This window comes from Hansschlegelia quercus (assembly GCF_004310425.1).
GTDB classification, from domain to species: Bacteria; Pseudomonadota; Alphaproteobacteria; order Rhizobiales; family Methylopilaceae; genus Methylopila; species Methylopila quercus.
Window position 1 is genome coordinate 301,735 of sequence record NZ_SIUB01000003.1, and the last position, 19,151, is coordinate 320,885.

Annotated in this window: 16 protein-coding genes and 1 pseudogene; 11 read left to right on the forward strand and 6 right to left on the reverse strand. The window is 68.1% G+C overall.

The genetic code is table 11. The features are described from left to right. Window positions 1-9: 9 nt before the first annotated feature. Window positions 10-528: a thermonuclease family protein gene (locus EYR15_RS08415; RefSeq protein ID WP_205741599.1), complete on the reverse strand. Its 519-nt coding sequence runs from the start codon at window positions 526-528 to the stop codon at window positions 10-12. Window positions 529-756: 228 nt separating this feature from the next. Between EYR15_RS08415 and EYR15_RS08420 the strand changes: the two genes are divergently transcribed. After that, the gene (locus EYR15_RS08420; protein WP_131002969.1) at window positions 757-1,263 is read left to right on the forward strand and encodes a L,D-transpeptidase; all 507 of its coding nucleotides are present in this window, start codon (window positions 757-759) and stop codon (window positions 1,261-1,263) included. A 7-nt stretch (window positions 1,264-1,270) separates the two neighbouring features. Here the strand turns inward: EYR15_RS08420 and EYR15_RS08425 are convergent, their stop codons facing one another. Both EYR15_RS08425 and EYR15_RS08430 read right to left on the reverse strand, forming a co-directional pair. After that, entirely contained in the window at window positions 1,271-1,885 is a 615-nt protein-coding gene (locus tag EYR15_RS08425) for an extensin-like domain-containing protein (RefSeq protein WP_245498211.1), read from the reverse strand. Between the two features lie 97 nt (window positions 1,886-1,982). Next, window positions 1,983-2,174 (reverse strand): DUF1674 domain-containing protein, encoded by a 192-nt coding sequence (locus tag EYR15_RS08430; RefSeq protein ID WP_131002973.1) that lies wholly within the window; start codon window positions 2,172-2,174, stop codon window positions 1,983-1,985. A 117-nt stretch (window positions 2,175-2,291) separates the two neighbouring features. On the opposite strand from EYR15_RS08430, the gene htpX reads away from it, so the two are divergent. From htpX to EYR15_RS08455, 5 genes are all read left to right on the forward strand, one after another. Continuing rightward, complete coding sequence (gene htpX, locus EYR15_RS08435) at window positions 2,292-3,233, forward strand: zinc metalloprotease HtpX (protein WP_131002975.1); 942 nt, start codon at window positions 2,292-2,294, stop codon at window positions 3,231-3,233. Between the two features lie 53 nt (window positions 3,234-3,286). Further along, window positions 3,287-4,603, forward strand: coding sequence for an RsmB/NOP family class I SAM-dependent RNA methyltransferase (locus EYR15_RS08440; protein ID WP_131003283.1), 1,317 nt, complete (start codon window positions 3,287-3,289; stop codon window positions 4,601-4,603). 92 nt (window positions 4,604-4,695) lie between these two features. Continuing rightward, window positions 4,696-6,444, forward strand: a complete 1,749-nt coding sequence (locus tag EYR15_RS08445) for a heparinase II/III family protein (protein WP_131002977.1) — start codon at window positions 4,696-4,698, stop codon at window positions 6,442-6,444. Window positions 6,445-6,520: 76 nt separating this feature from the next. Further along, complete coding sequence (gene purH, locus EYR15_RS08450; RefSeq protein WP_131002979.1) at window positions 6,521-8,107, forward strand: bifunctional phosphoribosylaminoimidazolecarboxamide formyltransferase/IMP cyclohydrolase; 1,587 nt, start codon at window positions 6,521-6,523, stop codon at window positions 8,105-8,107. Window positions 8,108-8,259: 152 nt separating this feature from the next. Beyond that, window positions 8,260-9,036: an SGNH/GDSL hydrolase family protein gene (locus EYR15_RS08455; RefSeq protein WP_131002981.1), complete on the forward strand. Its 777-nt coding sequence runs from the start codon at window positions 8,260-8,262 to the stop codon at window positions 9,034-9,036. A gap of 19 nt (window positions 9,037-9,055) precedes the next feature. On the opposite strand, the gene EYR15_RS08460 is transcribed toward EYR15_RS08455, so the two are convergent. Together EYR15_RS08460 and gluQRS are read right to left on the reverse strand one after the other, a co-directional pair. Beyond that, a complete protein-coding gene (locus EYR15_RS08460) occupies window positions 9,056-13,858 on the reverse strand; it encodes an NAD-glutamate dehydrogenase (protein ID WP_131002983.1) in 4,803 nt (1,600 codons plus the stop codon). Window positions 13,859-13,915: 57 nt separating this feature from the next. Further along, window positions 13,916-14,802, reverse strand: a pseudogene (gluQRS, locus tag EYR15_RS08465) (tRNA glutamyl-Q(34) synthetase GluQRS). 82 nt (window positions 14,803-14,884) lie between these two features. Here gluQRS and EYR15_RS08470 point away from each other — a divergent pair. From EYR15_RS08470 to leuB, 5 genes are all read left to right on the forward strand, one after another. Then, complete coding sequence (locus EYR15_RS08470) at window positions 14,885-15,565, forward strand: DNA-3-methyladenine glycosylase family protein (RefSeq protein WP_131002984.1); 681 nt, start codon at window positions 14,885-14,887, stop codon at window positions 15,563-15,565. Beyond that, window positions 15,562-16,245, forward strand: coding sequence for an alpha/beta hydrolase (locus EYR15_RS08475; protein WP_131002986.1), 684 nt, complete (start codon window positions 15,562-15,564; stop codon window positions 16,243-16,245). The genes EYR15_RS08470 and EYR15_RS08475 overlap by 4 nt, the downstream gene beginning before the upstream one ends. 71 nt (window positions 16,246-16,316) lie before the next feature. Further along, a complete protein-coding gene (locus EYR15_RS08480; protein WP_131002988.1) occupies window positions 16,317-16,874 on the forward strand; it encodes an HNH endonuclease in 558 nt (185 codons plus the stop codon). 177 nt (window positions 16,875-17,051) lie between these two features. After that, window positions 17,052-17,447, forward strand: coding sequence for a VOC family protein (locus EYR15_RS08485; protein WP_131002990.1), 396 nt, complete (start codon window positions 17,052-17,054; stop codon window positions 17,445-17,447). Window positions 17,448-17,601: 154 nt separating this feature from the next. After that, window positions 17,602-18,717 (forward strand): 3-isopropylmalate dehydrogenase, encoded by a 1,116-nt coding sequence (gene leuB, locus EYR15_RS08490; protein ID WP_131002992.1) that lies wholly within the window; start codon window positions 17,602-17,604, stop codon window positions 18,715-18,717. An 80-nt stretch (window positions 18,718-18,797) separates the two neighbouring features. On the opposite strand, the gene EYR15_RS08495 is transcribed toward leuB, so the two are convergent. Then, window positions 18,798-19,088, reverse strand: a complete 291-nt coding sequence (locus EYR15_RS08495; RefSeq protein ID WP_131002994.1) for a hypothetical protein — start codon at window positions 19,086-19,088, stop codon at window positions 18,798-18,800. Window positions 19,089-19,151 lie beyond the last annotated feature (63 nt).

The window sequence follows — 19,151 nt, forward strand, 5'->3', positions numbered from 1 at the left end:
ACACCGAATTCAGCACCAGCCCTCGCGCCGCCCACCTCCATAAGGCCGCCCATATCCGCCCGAGATCAGGGCGTCCGCCACATCGCCGTCTTCATTGGCGACGCGGGCGACAACACGGCCGAAATATTTGTCGCCGCGCACATCCGTAAGGCTGAGCCTGCGGCCCTCCACCAGAGCCTTGAGAGCGCGCGTCGCTTTTTCAGCAGCGTCGCGTTCGCCCGCGCATCGGCCGCGGCGCTCCGGCGTATCGACCCCTGCGAGGCGGATGCGGGTTACGATCTCCTGACCTGGGAAGACTGCTATCCGCGCCTCCAGCGTATCGCCGTCGATGACCGCGAGCGCGGACGCCGCAACTGCGGCGCTGCTGGTCGGCCGCTCGACGTGCCCGTGGGGCGCGGGCTCTCGCTTGATCGAGGCGAGGGTTGCGCCAGCCCCGACGACGACGCCCGCCAAAGCGCCGCAAGCGAGATGGGCCAACCGGGCCGAAAATGGCTGATCAAGGATCATGATCCTACGATAATGGAGCATCAATCTCGGATAAAGGAATAAAGACATACCATACGAATCGATTTCAGCTCGTCAGGAGCGCACCAGACGTAACTCAATCTGAGGTTGTGGCATAGATAAAGACTCTCCTAATCCGGCTCCATGGTTTTGCAGCCTCGCCGAAACCTGGCTTTCAGCGGCGTCTGCGCATGATGCCGCAGTCACAGTCTGGTCCGGGCCATCCGGCTTCGGTTTTCGAGGTCTCTAGCGATGTTTAGAGTTCGCCGCGTTTCCGCGCTCGCGTTGTCGCTTTTTCTCGGCGTCGCGCCGGCCGCAGCTCGCGAGATCGTGCCGTTCGACGCCGGCGATTATGGCGCAGGCTCGATTCTTGTCAGCAACGGGCAGAGAAAGCTTTATCTTGTGCTCGGCGACGGCCGCGCCTGGCGCTACCCGGTCGCGGTCGGCAAGAACGGCAAGAGGTGGCTCGGCACGGCCAAAATCAAGGGCAAATTCGTGCAGCCCGCCTGGTCGCCGCCCGCGGAAGTGAAGCGCGACAAGCCGTTTCTCCCGAACCTCATCGCCGGCGGCAGTCCGACGAACCCGATGGGTCCGCGCGCGCTGCTGCTCGACCGGGACCAGTACGCCATCCACGGCACCAACCGGCCGAACTCAATCGGCACCTACGCCTCGTATGGCTGCATTCGGATGCGCAATGAGGACATCGTGGACCTGTTCGAGAAGGTAAGGGTCGGCGCGCGGGTGACGGTGGTTCCCTGATCGGCCATCACCGACACACCCCGAACCGTCCCATGTCGAGGTGAAAGTGATCGGCGTGGGCGGCGTTCCAGTCGGGCGACAGCACGCCGACGAAGAGGCCGCAGGCGCCGTCGCGGATTTCCCGGAGGAAGCGGCCTTCGGCGCCGTCGTCCTTCCAATCCCGTGAGAGCGTGAGCTGGCGGCCGTTGGCAAGCGTGAAACCGGAGATGTCGATCGCGTTAGCGGTCGCGTGCTGCGATCGCCGCCCGGGCCTGCCGCGGATGTCGCGGCAGGAATAGGCTCCGAAATGGCTGATCTCGCGGACCTCCGAGCCGAGACGCCGTTTGGCCGCAGGCTGCACCACGTGGCGCTCCCAGGCGGCGTAGGTCGCGGCGAGCGCGCAGCGCATCACCGGCGGCTTGTCGAGCGCGAGCGCGAAGGCCGCGGGTGCGACGCCGTCGGTATAGCCGCAGCCGTTGACGAGCGGACGTTGGGAAACCGTGAGCGGCGCGATCCCTGACCGGCGGAGCGTCGCAAGGCAGCTTTTCTCATCGGCCGCGAGCAGCCGCAGCCGCCATGGCGTGAGGGCGCCCGGCCTGTCTCGCAGGTCGAGCGGCCACCATCCGTCGAGGTCCGAGAGCACGATTGCGGCCGTCGCGCCAAGGACCAGGACGAGGCCAAGAAGGCCCCGCCCGATCAGGCGCGGCAGGATCGACCGGCGCGGCTTGGTCGGCGGCGCGTCAGAAATCGCTGGTCAGCCCCTTCCTCTCCCAGTCCCCGTAACGAACGGGGTCGCGTCCGCCGCGTCCGTCGATCTCCCGCTTCTCCGCGAGTTCGGCCTCGGCGCGCTCGTAAGCCGCACGGCGTTCGGCGGCTTCGGCCAGCGCGCGCTCGGCGGCCTGTCTGCGCTTGGTTTCGGGGGTATCCGCCATGGCGTCATGACCTGTTGAGAACGTGAGCGCGCCGTTCGTGGCGGAGCGGCGGGCCGCTCCACATATAGGGTTCGCAGCGCCGCTAGGAGCGGTTTTGATCGAGGAGAAGAGACGTCGATGAACTATTTCCGTACGGCCATCCTGCTCGCTGGGCTGACCGCGCTGTTCATGGGCGTCGGTTTCCTGATCGGCGGCAAAGGCGGCGTCGCGATCGCCTTCGTCGTGGCGCTCGCGATGAACCTCTTCAGCTACTGGAACTCCGACAAGATGGTGCTCCGCATGCACGGGGCGCAGGAGGTCGACGAGCGCACGGCGCCGGAGTTTTACGGCATGATCCGCGAACTCGCAGGGCGCGCGCAGTTGCCCATGCCCAAGGTCTACATCATGGAGGAGGACCAGCCGAACGCCTTCGCGACCGGCCGCAATCCGCAGAACGCCGCGGTCGCGGCCACGACCGGCCTGCTCAATTCGCTGACCCGCGAAGAGGTGGCGGGGGTCATGGCGCATGAGCTGGCGCATGTCAGGAACCATGACACGCTGACCATGACGATCACGGCGACGATCGCCGGCGCAATCTCGATGATCGCAAATTTTGGGTTTCTCTTTTCCGGCAACAACCGGGAGAACCAAGCGCCGTTCGGCGTCGTAGGCACGATCGCCATGATGATCCTCGCGCCGATTGCGGCCATGGTGGTGCAGATGGCGATCAGCCGTTCGCGGGAGTATGAGGCGGACAAGCTTGGCGCGGAAATTTGTGGGCGCCCGGACTGGCTTGCTTCCGCGCTCGGCAAGATCGCGGGAGCTGCAGCGCGCATTCCCAATCTCGCGGCGGAACGAAGCCCCGCCACCGCGCATATGTTCATCATCAATCCTCTGTCTGGCGAGCGTATGGACAATCTGTTCTCCACCCACCCGGCCACCGAAAACCGGATCGCCGCCCTGATGCGGCTCGCGCAGACGATGGGTGGCAGTGGCGGCCTTACGGCCGCGCCGGAAACGCCGCGCGGCTCTGGGCCGTGGGGGGCGTCCTCGGGCATGCGCAGCGGCCCGTGGGGTTGAACGATCGTCCGGGCGGCCGCGCCCCGCAGGGACGCCGCCCGCAGTCCGGCGGCATGTCGCGGCCGGCGCCCGAGCCTCCGGGCCTCGCGCCGCGCCGCGCCGCGGCAAAATTGGTCGACGCCGTGCTCACCCGCACCCGCGCTCTCGACGGAGCGCTAGAGGCCGAGCACGATCCGTCCGGCTTCCGGGCGCTTCCCGAGCGTGACCGGGCGCTCGCCCGCGCCATCGCTGGCGTCACGCTTCGCCGCTTCGGCACGCTGCGGTCCCTGATCGCGGCGAAACTGGAGAAAGGCCTGCCGAAGAAGGCCGGCCCGCTTGAGGCGATCCTCGCGACCGGCGCGGCGCAGGCTTTGTTCATGGAGGTCCCGGTCCACACGGCGGTCGACCTCGCGGTCGCCTGCGCGCGGGCCGACCCCGAAGCGCGTCATTTCGCCGGCCTCGCCAACGCCGTGCTCCGTGGCATCGTCGGAGCGGGCGCGCCCGACAAGATTCCCGGCGCCGACGTCCCGCCCTGGCTCTACGCGCGCTGGACACGCGCCTATGGGGCGGAAGAAGCTGAGCGGATCGCCGAGAGCATTACGCTCGAAGCGCCGCTGGACCTCACCGTCAAATCCGATCCCGCGCTCTGGGCCGAGCGGCTGGGCGGCGTCGCGCTGCCCAACGGGACGGTCCGGCTGCTGACGCACGGCTCCATCACGGCGCTTCCCGGCTTTTCCGAGGGCGCGTGGTGGGTGCAGGATGCGGGCGCCAGCCTGCCCGCAAAGCTGCTTGGCGACATCAGGGATCAGCGCGTCATCGACCTTTGCGCTGCCCCCGGCGGCAAGACCGCGCAGCTCGCGGCGGCCGGCGCTGAGGTTGTGGCTGTTGACAAGTCCGCCGAGCGGCTGACGCGCCTGTCGCAGAATCTCGCGCGGCTCGGCCTGTCCGCCACATGCCGAGTGGGCGATGCCGCGACCATGCCGTTCGAGCCCGCCGACGCCGTGCTGCTCGACGCGCCGTGCAGCGCGACAGGCACGATCCGCCGCCATCCCGACGTCGCATGGATGAAGCGCGAGCACGAGGTAACGAGCCTCGCAAAGCTCCAAGCCACGCTGCTGGACGCGGCCGTCCGGCTGGTGAAGCCCGGCGGTAAACTCGTCTATTGCGTTTGCTCATTGGAGCCTGAGGAGGGCGAACGGCAGGTCGCGAGCCTGCTCGCGCGCAATCCGCGCCTTCGGCTTGATCCTGTCGAGAAAGACGAACTGCCCGGCCTTCCCGAAGCAGTGACCTCCGAGGGCTATCTGCGGACCCTGCCAAGCCATCTGCCGAACGAGGATCCGCGGCTCGCAGGGCTCGACGGCTTCTTCGCGGCGCGCTTTTCGGTCGCCTGACGGCGGCTGCGAATCGCGACAGCGGCGAGACGCTGTGCAAGACTCGTTGAGCGGGTGGGGCGTTCGCCCGCTCGGTTGGAGGTCGATGGCGCTTGGCGGCGCTCGGGGATAAGACGCGGCTCGCCGGGCTTTCTCTCGCCTTCGCCGTTCGCGCGGCGGCGCGGCGCGCGATCGCGTGTGTCCGCGTCCCGGCGGATTTCGCGCGCCGTGCGCCGGAAAAACTGCTGATCGCGTCGCAGGATCTGCGCACCTGCGACCCCACGCGCGCGGCTGAGATCTACGCCGGCATCTTCGCCTTCGCTCACAAGTCGCTGAACACGCAGGGCGGCTCGCCCTTCCTTGCGACGCCGCCCTCCCAGGACTGGGCGGAGACGCTGCACGGCTTCGGCTGGCTGCGGCATCTCAGGGCGGCCGACACGACGCTCGCCCGCGCCAACGCCCGCGCTTTGGTCGACGAGTGGATCACGCTGAACGGCGGCCGGGATCCCGCGGCGCGCCGGCCGGACGTGACGGCGAGGCGGCTGATCTCGTGGTTCTGCCACGCGCCGCTGATTCTCGACGGCGCCGATAAGGCCTTCTTCCGCCGCTTCCTCAGGAGCATCGCGCGGCAGACCCGTCGGCTGGACCGGCAGGCCGGCGCCGCGCCTGACGGCATGCCCCGCCTGACCGTGCATGTCGCCCTCGTCTATGCCGGCCTATGCCTTTCCGGCGAGGGCCGGCTGCTGAAGGCGGCGATCAAGTCGCTGGCCGCCGAGCTCGACCGGCAGATCCTTGCCGACGGCGGACATGCGAGCCGCAACCCGGCGGCGCTGGTCTATGGGCTGGTCGATCTGCTGCCGCTGAAACAGGCCCTTGCGTCGCGCGATCTTCTGCCGCCGCAGGCGCTGCTCGGCGCGATCGATCGGATGATGCCGATGCTGCGCTTCTTCCGGCATCCGGACGGCGAGTTCGCGCAATTCAACGGCGCCGGCCCGACGCCGAGCGATCTCGTCGCCACAGTGTTTGCCCATGACGACACGCGCGGCGAGCCTGTCGAGAACGCCAGCCATTCCGGGTACCAGCGACTCCTGGGCGGTGAGGCCTTCGCGATCATGGACGTCGGGCCGCCGCCGCCGGGCGCACTCTCGGGCGAGGCGCATGCCGGCTGCCTGTCCTTCGAGTTCTCCGCCGAGACCGACCGGATCGTCGTCAATTGCGGCGCGCCCCGCTTCGGCCGGGCGGACTGGGCGAGCGCGGCGCGAGCGACGGCCGCACATTCGACGGCGACGATCGGCGACGCCTCCTCCTGCCAGTTCGCGCCGGCCTGGCTCCACCGGCTGATCGGCGCGCCGGTGGTCCAGGGGCCGCGGACCGTCACGGCGCGTCGCGAGCGGAACGAGGCCGGCGTGCGCGTCGTCACCAGCCACGACGGCTATGCGCCGCGCTTCAACATCATCCACGAGCGTTCGCTCGCACTGTCCTCCGACGGGCGCAGGCTCTCCGGCGAAGACGTGTTCCGCGCGCCGGAACGGCCGCGACGGCGCGAGCAGGATGCTCCGCTCGCATTGCGCTTCCACCTGCACCCCGCGGTGAAGGCGAGCGCGCGGCAGGACGGGCAAGGCGTGCTGCTGGCGCTGCCGGGCGGTGGGGCGTGGAGCTTCTCCGCGCCGGGCTTTGCGGTGACTCTCGCGGAAAGCGTGTTTCTGTCTGGCCATCGCGGACCGCGGCGGGCGGAGCAGATCGTCATCGAAACCCGGCTTCATGCCGCGCGGCGGATCGCCTGGAGCTTCGAGGCGCTCGACGAGCCGCGCCCGCGCGGTCGCCGTCCTCCGCAGGCGGCGACCCTGTTCGAGGACGCCTGACTGGCGGCGGAAGCCCTTCTGCCGAGCCGCAGGAGATGCTACCGGGCGGGGCTTCACGCCACCGGACGGCTTTGCAATGACCGAACGCCCGATCTCCCGCGCCCTGATCTCGGTCTCCGACAAGACCGGCCTGATCGATTTCGCGCGGGCGCTGGTCTCGCGCGGCGTCGCGCTCGTCTCGACCGGCGGGACCGCGAAAGCGCTCGGCGAGGCTGGCCTCGACGTGGTGGACGTTTCGGGGCTGACCGGCTTTCCGGAAATGATGGACGGGCGGGTCAAGACGCTGCACCCCAAGGTCCATGGCGGGCTGCTCGCGATCCGTGGCGATGCCGGCCACGAGGCATCGATGGCGGAGCATGGAATTAAGCCGATCGACCTGCTCGTCGTGAACCTCTACCCGTTCGAGGCGGCGCTGGCGCGCGCGGCGGATTACGACGACATGGTCGAGAACATCGACGTCGGCGGCCCCGCGATGATCCGCGGCGCGGCCAAGAACCATGCCCATGTCGCGGTCGTGGTCGAGCCTGCGGATTATGCCGCCGTGCTGGACGAGATGGCGGCGAACGACGGAGCGACGACGCTCGCGCTTCGCAAGCGGCTCGCCGCCAAGGCGTTTTCACGCACCGCGGCCTATGACGCCGCGATCGGGACGTGGCTTTCCGGCGAGGCGGGCGACGAGACGCCGGCGTTCCGCGCGCTTGGCGGAACGCTCGCGCAGGGACTGCGCTATGGCGAGAACCCGCACCAGCAGGCGGCTTTCTACCGCACGCCTGCCGTTCGGCCCGGCGTCGCGACAGCGATCCAGCTCCAGGGGAAGGAGCTGTCCTACAACAACATCAACGACACCGACGCGGCCTTCGAACTCGTAGGCGAATTCGACGCCGCTCGCACGGCCGCCTGCGTCATCGTCAAACACGCCAATCCCTGCGGAGTCGCGGAAGGCGCGAGCCTCAGCGAGGCATACGAGCGAGCGCTCGCTTGCGATCCGGTCTCGGCCTTCGGGGGCATCGTCGCGCTGAACCGGATTCTAGACGCGGACGCTGCGCGGAGAATCGTCGAGATTTTCACGGAGGTGATCGTCGCCCCCGACGCCGACGACGAGGCCCGCGCCATCGTCGCGGCGAAGAAGAACCTGCGCCTGCTGGTGACCGGCGGTCTGCCCGACCCCCGCGCGGCGGGCCTCGCCTTCAAGACGGTCGCGGGCGGCTTCCTCGTCCAAAACAGGGATGCCGGCGTGGTCGACGATCTCGAGCTCAAGGTCGTGACGAAGCGCACGCCGACCGAGACCGAACTCGCCGATCTCAGGTTCGCCTTCCGCGTGGCGAAGCACGTCAAGTCGAACGCCATCGTCTATGCAAAGGCGGGCGCGACGGTCGGCGTCGGCGCGGGCCAGATGAGCCGCGTCGACAGCGCGCGGATCGCGGCGCAGAAGGCCCTCGACGCCGGGAAGGCGTCGGGGTCGACCGAGCCGCTGACTCGAGGTTCGGTCGTCGCCTCTGACGCGTTCTTCCCCTTCGCCGATGGCCTTGACGCGGCCATCGAGGCTGGCGCGACCGCCGTCATCCAGCCCGGCGGCTCGATGCGCGACGCCGAGGTGATCGCGCGCGCCGACGAGGCCGGTCTCGCCATGGTTTTCACCGGAATGCGCCACTTCCGGCACTGAGGTCGGGATGTCGGCGCATGGCGGCCATTCACCAAGCGTTCAGACTACGGGTTATCACTCAGCTGACGACGATTTAGGTCCGTGCTAATAGCTTGATCACTCGCGGGGGAGTAGCTCCACACCGCGCTGGTCACACGCACAGAGGTCCCTTCATGGCGTTCGCCCGTCTCGTCTGCGCCGGCGTCGTTCTCGGCGTCTGCACATTAGTCGGCGCCTTTGCCGCAACGAGCGAACCCCTCAAGGCCCCCTGCACCGTTTCAGAGCGATACCTCGCCATGAACGGCAAGCTCGACCGCGCGGCGGCCCGGCTGAAGGACAAGGACCCGTTCCGCATCCTCGTCGTCGGCTCGTCCTCCACGGCAGGCGTGGGGGCGACCTCGCCGGACAAAGCCTATACCGCGCGCCTTCAGGACGAGATGACGCGCCGGCTTCCGGGCGTCGACGTCGAGGTGATCGCGCGCGGCGTCGGCGGCGAGACCGCCGAGGGGGCCGAAGCGCGGATGCCGAAGGAAATCGCGACGGTTAAGCCGGACTTGGTGCTCTGGCAGATCGGCACGAACGACGCGGCGCGGCGCATTGACCTCGTGAAGTTCAAGGCGCTCGCGACCGAGGGTTTGTCGGAGATCGCGGCCGCCGGCGTCGACGTCGCGCTGCTCGACCCGCAATACGTGCCGAAGGACGAAGCCGCCTTCGCTCCCTACCTCGACGTGATCAATGCGGTCTCGGCTTCGACCGGCGTGCCGGTCGCTCACCGCTTCGACGCGATGCGAGCGCTGGCGAAGGCCGGCGCCGCGGGCATGATCACCCGCGACAACCTCCACATGAACGATTACGGCCACGCCTGCGTCGGTGCCTTCCTAGCGGAGGCCCTCGACCGCAAGCTCGCCCCGCTGCCGCCGGCGATCGCCGAGACGGGCCGGCAGTCGTAAGAAGCGCCGCTTCTGGCCCTTACCCCGTCTCGCGCGCGAGATCTCCCAGTAGGCTCGATGCGACCGACAGCCTGGCGAGCGTCAAGCCCGAGCCCGCGATCTCGGACGCCGCGCGTCTGACGCGCTCCACGTCGAGCGAGCCTTCGGTCCACGCCGCGACCGCCTCCGCGCCGCCGGCGTCGGAGGCATTCAGCGCGGCGATCGCCATGGCGCGGGCGGCGACGCCGATCTGGTCGAGCGCTCGGTCGATCGCGAGGCGCTCGTAATAGTCGGCGGCGGTCATCCCCTGCGCGGCCCGCACGATCTGGCCGATGCGGAAGCGCTCGGCGATGGCGAACAGGGCGGTGGCCGCCTGATCGACCGGCCGCCCGGTCTTCTCGGCGATCAGCACGGCGTCGGTCGCGCCCTCGATCGCGAGCATGGCGGAGAAGCGAGCCGCGAGCGCTTCCGGGAGACCGGAGCGCACCAATGCGGCGGCGCGCGCAGAGCGCCGCTCGGCGGCGTCCGAGCCCAGCGCTTCTTCGAGCGACGCCGAGACCGCGTCGACGCCGTCGCGGAAGCGCGCGACGATCTGCTCCAACCCCGTGTCGAGATCGACGTTGCGCAGCAGCCAGACCATGCGGTGGAGCAGGAGTTCCTGCATCGCGGCGTAGAGTTCGAGCTGCAGGGCGCCGGGAATGCGCGCGTCCAGCGCGTCGATCTCGCCGTGGATCTCGTCCATCCGGAAAGCGTCGCGCGCCACCGCGAAGGCCGCGGCCACGCGGGCCGCGCCTGCGCCCGTCTGGTCGGCGAGGCGAACCGCGATCGCCGGCCCGCCGCGGTTGACCATGGCGTTCGCGATTGCGGTCGCGACGATCTCCCGCTTCAGCCGGTGGCCGGCGATCGCCTCGCCGAACCTTTCGCGCATCGGCTCGGGGAAGTAGCGGGTCAGGTTATCACGGAAGTAGGGATCGTCCGGTGCCGTCGAGGCCAGAAGGTCGTCAAACAAGGCGATCTTCGCCCAGGCGATCAGAGTCGAGATTTCAGGGCGCGAAAGTCCCTCTCCAGACCGCACGCGCTCCGACAGCGTAGCGTCGTCAGGCAGCGTCTCGACAGTTCGGTCGAGCAGGTCGCGGGCCTCCAGCGTCTGCATCAGCCGCGAATGAAAGCCGGCCTCCTCCGCCGCTTGTCTGGCGGCGAGCGAGACGGCGAGCGTCTGGTCGTAATTGCTGCGCAGAACGAGCCGGCCAACCTCGTCGGTCATCGAGGCGAGCGTGGCGTTGCGGTCTTCGACCAAGAGCGACCCGTCGCGCAACGGACCGGCGAAGGCGATCTTGATGTTCACCTCCACGTCGGAGGTGTTGACGCCGGCCGCGTTGTCGATCGCGTCGGTGTTGAGCCTTAAACCCCGCCGTGTGGCCTCGATGCGGCCCTTCTGCGTCAGCCCGAGATTGGCGCCCTCGCCGACCACCTTCGCCCGAAGGTCCTGCGCGGTGACGCGGATCGCGTCGTTCGCGCGATCGCCGACCTGGTCATCAGTCTCGAAGCTTGCGCGGACGTAAGTTCCGATGCCGCCGAACCAGAGCAAATCGGCGGGCGCGGCCAGGATCGCGCGCATCACCTCCTGCGGCGTCGCAGCGGATTTCTGGAGGCCGAGCGCCTCCTGCGCCTCCGATGACAGCTGGATTGACTTGAGGCTGCGCGAGAACACGCTGCCGCCGGCCGAGATTTTTCCCCGGTCGTAATCCGCCCAGCTCGACCGCGCGAGGCCGAACAGCCGGCTCCGCTCCTCGAACGCGGTCTCCGCATCCGGGTTCGGGTCGATGAAGATGTCGCGGTGATCGAAGGCAGCGATCAGCCGGATCTTGCGGGACAGCAGCATCCCGTTGCCGAACACGTCGCCCGACATATCGCCGACGCCGACGACGCTGAAGGGCGTGGTCTGGATGTCGACATCGATCTCCCGGAAGTGGCGCTTCACCGCCTCCCAGGCGCCGCGGGCAGTGATGCCCATCGCCTTGTGGTCATAGCCGACCGAGCCGCCGGACGCGAAGGCGTCGCCGAGCCAGAAGCCGCGCTCGATCGCGATACCGTTCGCGGTGTCGGAGAAGGTCGCCGTGCCCTTGTCGGCTGCCACCACGAGATACGGGTCGTCGCCGTCGTGACGGACGACATTTTTCGGCGGGACGACCGTGTCGCCGTCGAGATCGTCGGTCACGTCGAGCAGGGCGTTGATGAAGAGCTTGTAGGCTTCCGTACCCTCAGCGAACCACGCCTCGCGCGGGCCGGCGGGCAACTGCTTCGGCACGAAGCCGCCTTTTGCGCCGACCGGAACGATCACCGCGTTCTTTACCTGCTGGGCTTTCACCAGGCCGAGCACTTCAGTGCGGAAATCCTGCGGGCGGTCCGACCAGCGCAGGCCGCCGCGCGCGACCTTGCCAAAGCGAAGATGCACGCCTTCTACTCGCGGGCTGTAGACGAAGATCTCGAACAGCGGCCGCGGGGCCGGCAGGTCCTCGAGCTTGCGGCTGTCGAACTTGATCGCGATCGTCGGACGGAAGCTCCCGCCCTCCTCGCGCTGGTAGAAGTTCGTGCGAAGACCCGACCGGACCAAATTCATGAAGCGGCGGACGATGCGGTCCTCGTCGAGATTGTCGACGGCGTCGAGCGCCTCGTCGATCTCGGCTGCGATCGCCTCTTCGCGGGCGCCTTGGTCGCCTTCGGCCGCGGGGTGGAAGCGCGCGTGGAACAGAGCGACGATCTTCGCGGCGGGCGCGGAATGGCGGACGAGCGTGCGCCAGAGATAGTCCTGGTCGTAAGGCGCGCGCGTCTGGCGGAGGAAACGTGACAGCGCGCGCAGCAGCGCGACGTCGCGCCATTCTAGGCCGCCTTCGAGGGCAAGCGCGTTGTAGCCGTCGCTTTCCGCCTGACCGGAAAGGGTCGCGACCAGCGTCGCCTCGAGCCGCTCGTCGAGTTCGGAGGTAAGCTGGATCGCGCCGCCGTTCGCGCGCTCCAGAACCATGTCGTGCAGCCAAACGCGGGATCGCGCGGTAGGCTCGATGCGGTAACTCCGCTCGGCGATGACGCGGAACCCCATGTTCTCGAGGATGGGCACGCGCGACGACAGCTCGATCGGGTCGCGCCGCGAGAACACCTTGAGGCTGAGCCGCGTCTCGGGCTCGTCGGCCGGCCGGTAGAAGTCGACCGCGAAGGGCTTCGCGTCGGTCAGGCCCTCGATATGCGCGATGTCGACGACCGCGTCGTTCGCCTGCACGCGCGCCTCGTAGGCCGGGCCGAAGGCGGCGCCGTAGCGCGCGCCGAGCGTGCGGGCCGCAGCGCCGGAGACGTCGCGGGCGAGCGAGACGCGCAGGTGGTCGCCCCAGTTCCGGACGAGATCCGCGAGTTCGAGGTCAAGCGTCCTCGCGTCCACCGTTTTGGCGTCCCGGTCGAGGCCGATGATGAAGTGGACGCGCGCGAGCGGGCCTTCCGGAAACGCCGGATAATAGGCGGAAACGCGGCCGCCGAAGCGCTCCGCGAGATGCGCGCCGATCTTTGCGCGTACGTCGGAGTCGTAGCGCTCACGGGGAACATAGACGAGCACGGAGATGAAACGGCCGAAGCGGTCGGCGCGCGTCAGCGCCTTCACCCGCGGTCTCTCATAAAGCGCGATGATCTCCATCGCCGCGTCGAACAGGGCGCCTTCGTCGGCCTGGAACATTTCATCGCGGGGATGCGCCTCCAGCACGCCCGCGAGCGCATGTCCGGAATGACTCTCCGGGTCGAAGCCCGCGCGCTCCTTCACCGCTTCCGCCTTGGCGCGGACCAGCGGCGTTTCGCGCACCGGCTCCATAAGGGCCGATGCCGTAAACAGGCCGACGATGCGTAGTTCGCCCGTCAGTTCTCCCTCAGAATTGAAGCGTTTAACGCCGATATAATCCATATAGAGCCGGCGAAACACTTTTGATTTCACGCTGGCCTTGGTGACGATCAGCGGCCGCTTCTCATGCAGGAAGGCGCGGATCTCGGGCGTCAGCACCACCATTTCGCCGCCGCGGCGGAGCACGCGGGTCGCGGGGTCGCGCAGCACGCCGAGGCCGGTCTCGGAAATCTGCTCCAGGCGCTCGTCGTCGCCTTCTCCGACCAGCCTGTACTCGCGTGCGCCGAGGAAGATGAAGTCGCCATTCGCGAGCCAGGCCAGGAACGCGGCGGCCTCCGCCGTCGCCTCCCAGTCGAGCGGAGAGGCTGCGAGCGCCCCGGCCGCCTCGCCGGCGGCGGCGACCATGCCGTCGTGGTCCTCCGTCGCCGCGCGGACCTCGCCGAGCGTCGTGCGGATCGCGGCGACGAGGTCCTCCCGGGCGGCTGCGTCGTCGATCCGCTCGAGATGGATGTGGATGAGACTTTCGCGCGGCGCGTGCTCGAACTCGGCACGGTCCGCGTCGCCCTCGAAGCTCGTCAGCTTGCCGTCGGCGTTCCGCGTCAGAGCAAAGATCGGGTGAACGACGAAACGGATCTCGAGCCCGCGCTCCGTCAGCTCTCCGCGCACGCTGTCGAGCAGGAACGGCATATCGTCGTTCGCGATCTCAAGCGCGGTGATCTCGCCGACATCCGCAAGATCGTGGTCGGCGAGGCGGATGTCGGGCTCTCCCGGCGAGCGATGCTGCAGGTGCGCCCACGCGCCATAGGCGAGATCAGCGAGCGCCGCGGCCGAAAACGGCGCGAGGTCTTCGCGGGAGGCTCGTACGAACAGCGCCTCGACGAAGGGTCGGGGCGGGCCGTCCGCCCTCACTCCGGCGCGAGCGGCGGCTTCGCTGATGAGCGCGTCGCGCGGCGCGGCGTCGGCCATGATGTCCTCCCCTGGCGGCCTTCGATCGGCTGAGAGCCGACGGCGGCCGCCGCGTTCTTATACTGTATTGGCCGTGGGTTTTACGGCGTTCGGGGTGGGAAGAAAGGGTTCTAACGTCCGGAATACGTCGGCCGGAGTCCATCCACGCTGGCGGAGCGACCTCAGTGAGGGCGAGCCGCGGGTCTTCGCGAGCTTCATGCCGTCCTCCGCCAGGATCAGCCGGTGGTGCCGGTAGCGCGGCTCCGGAAGCCCGAGCAGCTGCTGCAACAGGCGGTGCACGGCCGTCGCGTGGAACAGGTCCTGTCCACGGACGATTTCCGTCACGCCCTGCGCTGCGTCGTCGACGACCACGGAAAGGTGATAGCTTGTGGCCACGTCCTTGCGAGCGAGCACGACATCGCCCCAAATCTCGGGCGCCGCAGGGAGGCGGCCGGTCTCGCCGGTCGGACCCTCGCCGAGCTCGTGCCACGTGAGCGGGCCTATGAGCTTTACCGCCTCCGCCATGCGCAGCCGCGTTGCCGCCGGACCACCCATGACGCCGACGATTTCGAGCGGCAGGCGCGGCGCGCCGTCGGGATCGCGCGGCCACGCTTGCCGTCGCGCGCTTCGGCCTTCGCGACCCCGGCGGCGTGTTCCGACCGGGTGAGACTGCACTTATAGGTCAGGTCCATCGCAGTCAGCCGGTCGAGCGCGGCCCGGTAGAGGCTCATCCGCGCGGACTGACGGACCGCCTCGCCTTCCCAGCGGAAGCCGAGCCACGCCAGATCCTCCTCGATCGCGGCGGTGAATTCGGGTTTGGCGCGAACGGGATCGATGTCTTCGATCCTGAGGAGCACGCGCCCGCCCGCCTCATCCGCCGCCCGCCACACGCACGTCGCCGAGAGCGCATGCCCGAGATGGAGCAGACCGGTGGGGGAGGGGGCGAAGCGGAAGATTGGGATCATCGGGACTGCATAGGGAAGCGCACAGTACGTCCTATCCGATGGAGCGCTTGGCGCATGGGGCGGGGGCTCTTAATTTCGCCCCGTGACGCATCTGCGCATTCTTACCAAAGAGCAGCTCGACCAGGCGCTCGACGCGCTGTGCGCGCTCGACCCTCGCATGGCGAAGCTGCGCGCCGACGCCCCCGAGCCGCCACTGAGGACGCTCTCGCCCGATCTTGCGGGGCTCGTCTGGATCGTAAACTCGCAGCTCATCTCCGTCACGGCGGCCCGGGCCATCCACGGCCGCGTCGAAACCGCGCTCGGGGTCTTAGACCATGCGGCGCTTTCGGCTGCGCCGGACGAGGTTTTTCGCTCGGCGGGGGTCTCGCGCGGAAAGCTCAAGACTGTCCGCGCGCTCTGCCACGCTATCGATGGCGGTCTCGACATCGCGGGATTGGCCACGCTCGAGGAGGAGGACGCGCGGGCGCGGTTGGTTTCTATCCCCGGAATCGGTCCCTGGACGGCGGATATCTTCCTGTTATTCGCGCATGGAAGGGCCGACGCTTTCCCCGGCGGCGACGTGGCCGTGCAGACGGCGCTGAAGGAGGTCTTCGCGCTTGATCGGCGTCCGGACAGGAGAGAAGCCGAGCGCATGGCGGAAGCTTGGCGACCCTTGCGCGGAGTGGCGGCGCAACTGCTCTGGGCCTATTACCTGCGCAAGCGCGGCGGCCGGGACGGCGCGCCCGCGCCGGCCGAACCCGCGCCCGAGGAGGAGACGACGTGACCCCTGCGATCGATGGACCAAGGCTTCCCGCCGCCTCAGGCAAGGCGACTTCGCTCGTCGTGTTCCTGCACGGCTATGGCGCGGACGGGAACGACCTGATCGCGATCGCCCGCGAGTGGCGGCGGCTGATGCCGGACGCCGCCTTCGTCGCGCCCCATGCGCCGGAGCGCTGCATGGCTTCGCCGCAAGGGCGGCAGTGGTTTCCGCTGACGTTCCGCGATCCCGACGAGCGTCGCCGCGGCGTGCTCGCCGCCCGACCAGGCCTCGACGCCTTCCTCGACGCCGAACTCGCGAAGAATGGCCTTGGCTCCGACAGGCTTGCCCTCGTCGGCTTTAGCCAGGGCACGATGATGGCGCTGCATGCGGGCTTGCGCCGCAAGACCCCGCCGGCCGCGATCCTCGGCTATTCCGGCATGCTGGTCTCGCCCGAGACGCTTTCCGAGGCCACCGGCAAGCCGCCGATCCTGCTGGTCCATGGCGACCGCGACGACGTCATCCCTGTCGACGCTCTGTTCGCCGCGACCGATGCGCTGGGCGCGGCGGAGATCCCGGTCGAATGGCACCTTGCGGCCGGACTCGGCCACGGCATCGACGGCGAAGGCCTCCGGCAAGGCGCGGCGTTTCTCGCGAGCAACCTGAAACCGAAGAAGATGACCCTTCGGACGGCTTCACAAGGATGACGCAGGGGTTATAGACTATGCAGCAGGAGCGCGGGCCTTGAGCCGCCTCGCGCGCTTGTCGGGAGTGCGTGGTGACGGTGGCCGTCTCGCCTGATGCGTGCCCAACACTGGTGCTTAACGCGGACTATCGTCCGCTCAGCTACTATCCGTTGTCGCTGTGGTCCTGGCAGGACGCCATCAAGGCGATCTTTCTCGACCGCGTAAACGTGATCTCGCATTACGACCGCCAGGTCCGCAGCCCGACCTTCGAGATGCGGCTGCCCTCGGTCGTGTGCCTGAAGACCTATGTGAAGCCGTCGCGCAACCCGGCCTTCACGCGGTTCAACGTGTTCCTGCGCGACCGCTTCTCCTGCCAATATTGCGGCACGCGCGAAGAACTCACCTTCGACCACGTCACCCCGCGCTCGCGCGGCGGGCAGACGACGTGGGAGAACGTCGTCGCGGCCTGCTCGCCCTGCAACCTCCGGAAGGGCGGCCATATGCCGGCCGATTGCGGGATGTGGCCCGCCCAGCCGCCGTTCCAACCCTCGGTGCACGACCTCCACCGCAACGGCCGCGCCTTCCCCCCGAACTACCTCCACGACAGCTGGCTGGACTATCTCTACTGGGACAGCGAGCTGGAGCCGTAAAAGGCCCAGGCGATCGCCTTCCGCTCCAAGCGCCCGGACCTCGTCGTCAGGCGTCCACGCCCCCTTTCGCGCGGCGCGCCTTACGACAAAGTCGTGGACGCCCAGGGATGGGCGTGACGGCGAAGTGCTTTAGCGAGCCACGCTCTCCTCGGTGGCCAACAAAAAAGGAAAAACACCATGGCGAAGATGATCCATTCGATGATCCGCGTGACCGACGAGGCGCGCTCGGTCGCTTTCTACGAGCGGGCTTTCGGGCTCACCGTCGCCGATCGTTACCCGTTCGACGGCTTTACGTTGATCTATCTTCGCGACGCCGAGAGCGGGTTCGAGCTGGAGCTGACCGTCAACGGCGACCGAGACAAGCCGTATGAGCTCGGCGACGGCTACGGACATCTTGCGATCTCCGTCGACGATCTCGACGCGGAGCATGCGCGGATCGAGGCGGCCGGGCTTAATCCCGGCGCGCTCAAGCAGATGGACCGCGACGGCAAGCCCTTCGGACGGTTCTTCTTTATTGCCGACCCCGACGGCTACAAGATCGAGGTGTTGCAGCGGGGCGGCCGGTTCGAGTGACGCTCCGAGCGTGGCGTGAGGAGCGCCGGGAACTCGACCGGCTCAAGGCCGGGACGCGAGCCGGTGTTTCTAAGCACGCTTGGCCGTCTCCCTTGCCAATCCCCTTCAGCCGCGCCTAAACACCCCCGCGAAAACGATAGCCCGAGGAACCGCCATGGCCGCCCAAAAACTCCTTCTGCTGCCGGGCGACGGCATCGGGGTCGAGGTGCTGGCGGAGGTCCGGCGCATCGTCGCCTTCATCGAGCAGAAGGGCATTCTGTCCTTCGAGATCGACGAGGATCTCGTCGGCGGCGCGGCGTATGACGCGCATGGCGTCGCGATCACCGATGCGGCGATGGCGAAGGCGAAGGCTGCGGACTGCATTCTGTTCGGCGCGGTCGGCGGGCCGAAGTGGGACGGCGTCGAATACGACCAGCGGCCCGAGGCCGGTCTGCTCAGACTCCGCAAGGAGCTCGAGCTGTTCGCCAATCTCCGCCCCGCGATCTGCTATCCCGCGCTCGCCGACGCCTCGGCGCTCAAGCGCGAGCTGGTCGACGGGCTCGACATCGTCATCGTCCGCGAGCTTACCGGCGGCGTCTATTTCGGGTCGCCTAAGGAGATCACCGATCTCGGCAACGGCCAGCAGCGCGCCGTTGATACGCAGGTCTACGAGACCTACGAGATCGAGCGCATCGCCAAGGTCGCGTTCGAGCTTGCCCGCGTCCGCAGCGGCCGCGTGACCTCGGCCGAGAAGCGCAACGTCATGAAGTCCGGCCTGCTTTGGAACCAGGTCGTCACCAGGACGCACGGCCAGGGCTACGAGGACGTCAAGCTCGACCACATGCTGGCCGACGCGCTCGGCATGCAGCTGGTGCGCGCGCCGAAGCAGTTCGACGTCATCGTCACCGACAATCTGTTCGGCGACATCCTGTCCGACGTCGCGTCGATGCTGACGGGGTCGCTCGGCATGCTTCCGTCGGCCTCGCTCGGCGCCGAAGACAAGACGACCGGCAAACGCAAGGCGCTGTACGAGCCGGTGCATGGCTCGGCGCCCGACATCGCCGGCAAGGGTCTCGCGAACCCGATCGCGATGATCGCAAGCCTCGCGATGGCGCTGAAGTACTCGCTTGGAAAGCCCGAGCTCGCGGACTTGCTCGACAAGGCGATCGCCCGAACGCTGGACGATGGCTACCGCACTGGGGACATCTGGACAGACGGGATGAGCAAAGTCGGCACGTCTGAAATGGGAAGCGCGGTGCTCAAGAAGTTCGAGACGCTGGTTTCCGCGTAAACCGAGTACGGTCGCCGCCACGCCTCTCACGCGTGGCGGCGAGGTTGTTTGAGAGAATCTGCCTGAGCGCGCTTGGGCTGTCAGAAGCCAGGAATGTCGAACGGCCGCGGCAGGGCTCCGCGATAAAAGCTGATCGAGTTCGTCTGCTGATAGAACGGTTGATACACCGCGGAGGTGCGGTAGCTCGCCTGGCTCAGAGGCCGCGGCGTCGTCCGTGTGTTCAGATAGTTGGACTGCTTGGTAATCGTCACCGTCACGCCGTCATTCCGACCCGAGACATTGTAGGGTTCGGCGGAGGCCTGAACGGCGAGTAGCGGAAGCGCGGCGACCGCCGCGGCGAAAACGAAAGAACGCGGGACGGACGTGGTCATCGGGAATTGGCCTCCGGGCGCCTGATCGCCATATTTCGAGAACGCAGGCGCAGCAAAACGGTT

Bases quoted from the DNA above. Each gene is read 5' to 3' on its own strand.
- EYR15_RS08415 (WP_205741599.1), bottom strand. From the start codon at position 528: ATGCTCCATTATCGTAGGATCATGATCCTTGATCAGCCATTTTCGGCC.
- EYR15_RS08420 (WP_131002969.1), top strand. From the start codon at position 757: ATGTTTAGAGTTCGCCGCGTTTCCGCGCTCGCGTTGTCGCTTTTTCTC.
- EYR15_RS08430 (WP_131002973.1), bottom strand. From the start codon at position 2,174: ATGGCGGATACCCCCGAAACCAAGCGCAGACAGGCCGCCGAGCGCGCG.
- htpX (WP_131002975.1), top strand. From the start codon at position 2,292: ATGAACTATTTCCGTACGGCCATCCTGCTCGCTGGGCTGACCGCGCTG.
- EYR15_RS08440 (WP_131003283.1), top strand. From the start codon at position 3,287: ATGTCGCGGCCGGCGCCCGAGCCTCCGGGCCTCGCGCCGCGCCGCGCC.
- purH (WP_131002979.1), top strand. From the start codon at position 6,521: ATGACCGAACGCCCGATCTCCCGCGCCCTGATCTCGGTCTCCGACAAG.
- EYR15_RS08455 (WP_131002981.1), top strand. From the start codon at position 8,260: ATGGCGTTCGCCCGTCTCGTCTGCGCCGGCGTCGTTCTCGGCGTCTGC.
- EYR15_RS08460 (WP_131002983.1), bottom strand. From the start codon at position 13,858: ATGGCCGACGCCGCGCCGCGCGACGCGCTCATCAGCGAAGCCGCCGCT.
- EYR15_RS08485 (WP_131002990.1), top strand. From the start codon at position 17,052: ATGGCGAAGATGATCCATTCGATGATCCGCGTGACCGACGAGGCGCGC.
- leuB (WP_131002992.1), top strand. From the start codon at position 17,602: ATGGCCGCCCAAAAACTCCTTCTGCTGCCGGGCGACGGCATCGGGGTC.
- EYR15_RS08495 (WP_131002994.1), bottom strand. From the start codon at position 19,088: ATGACCACGTCCGTCCCGCGTTCTTTCGTTTTCGCCGCGGCGGTCGCC.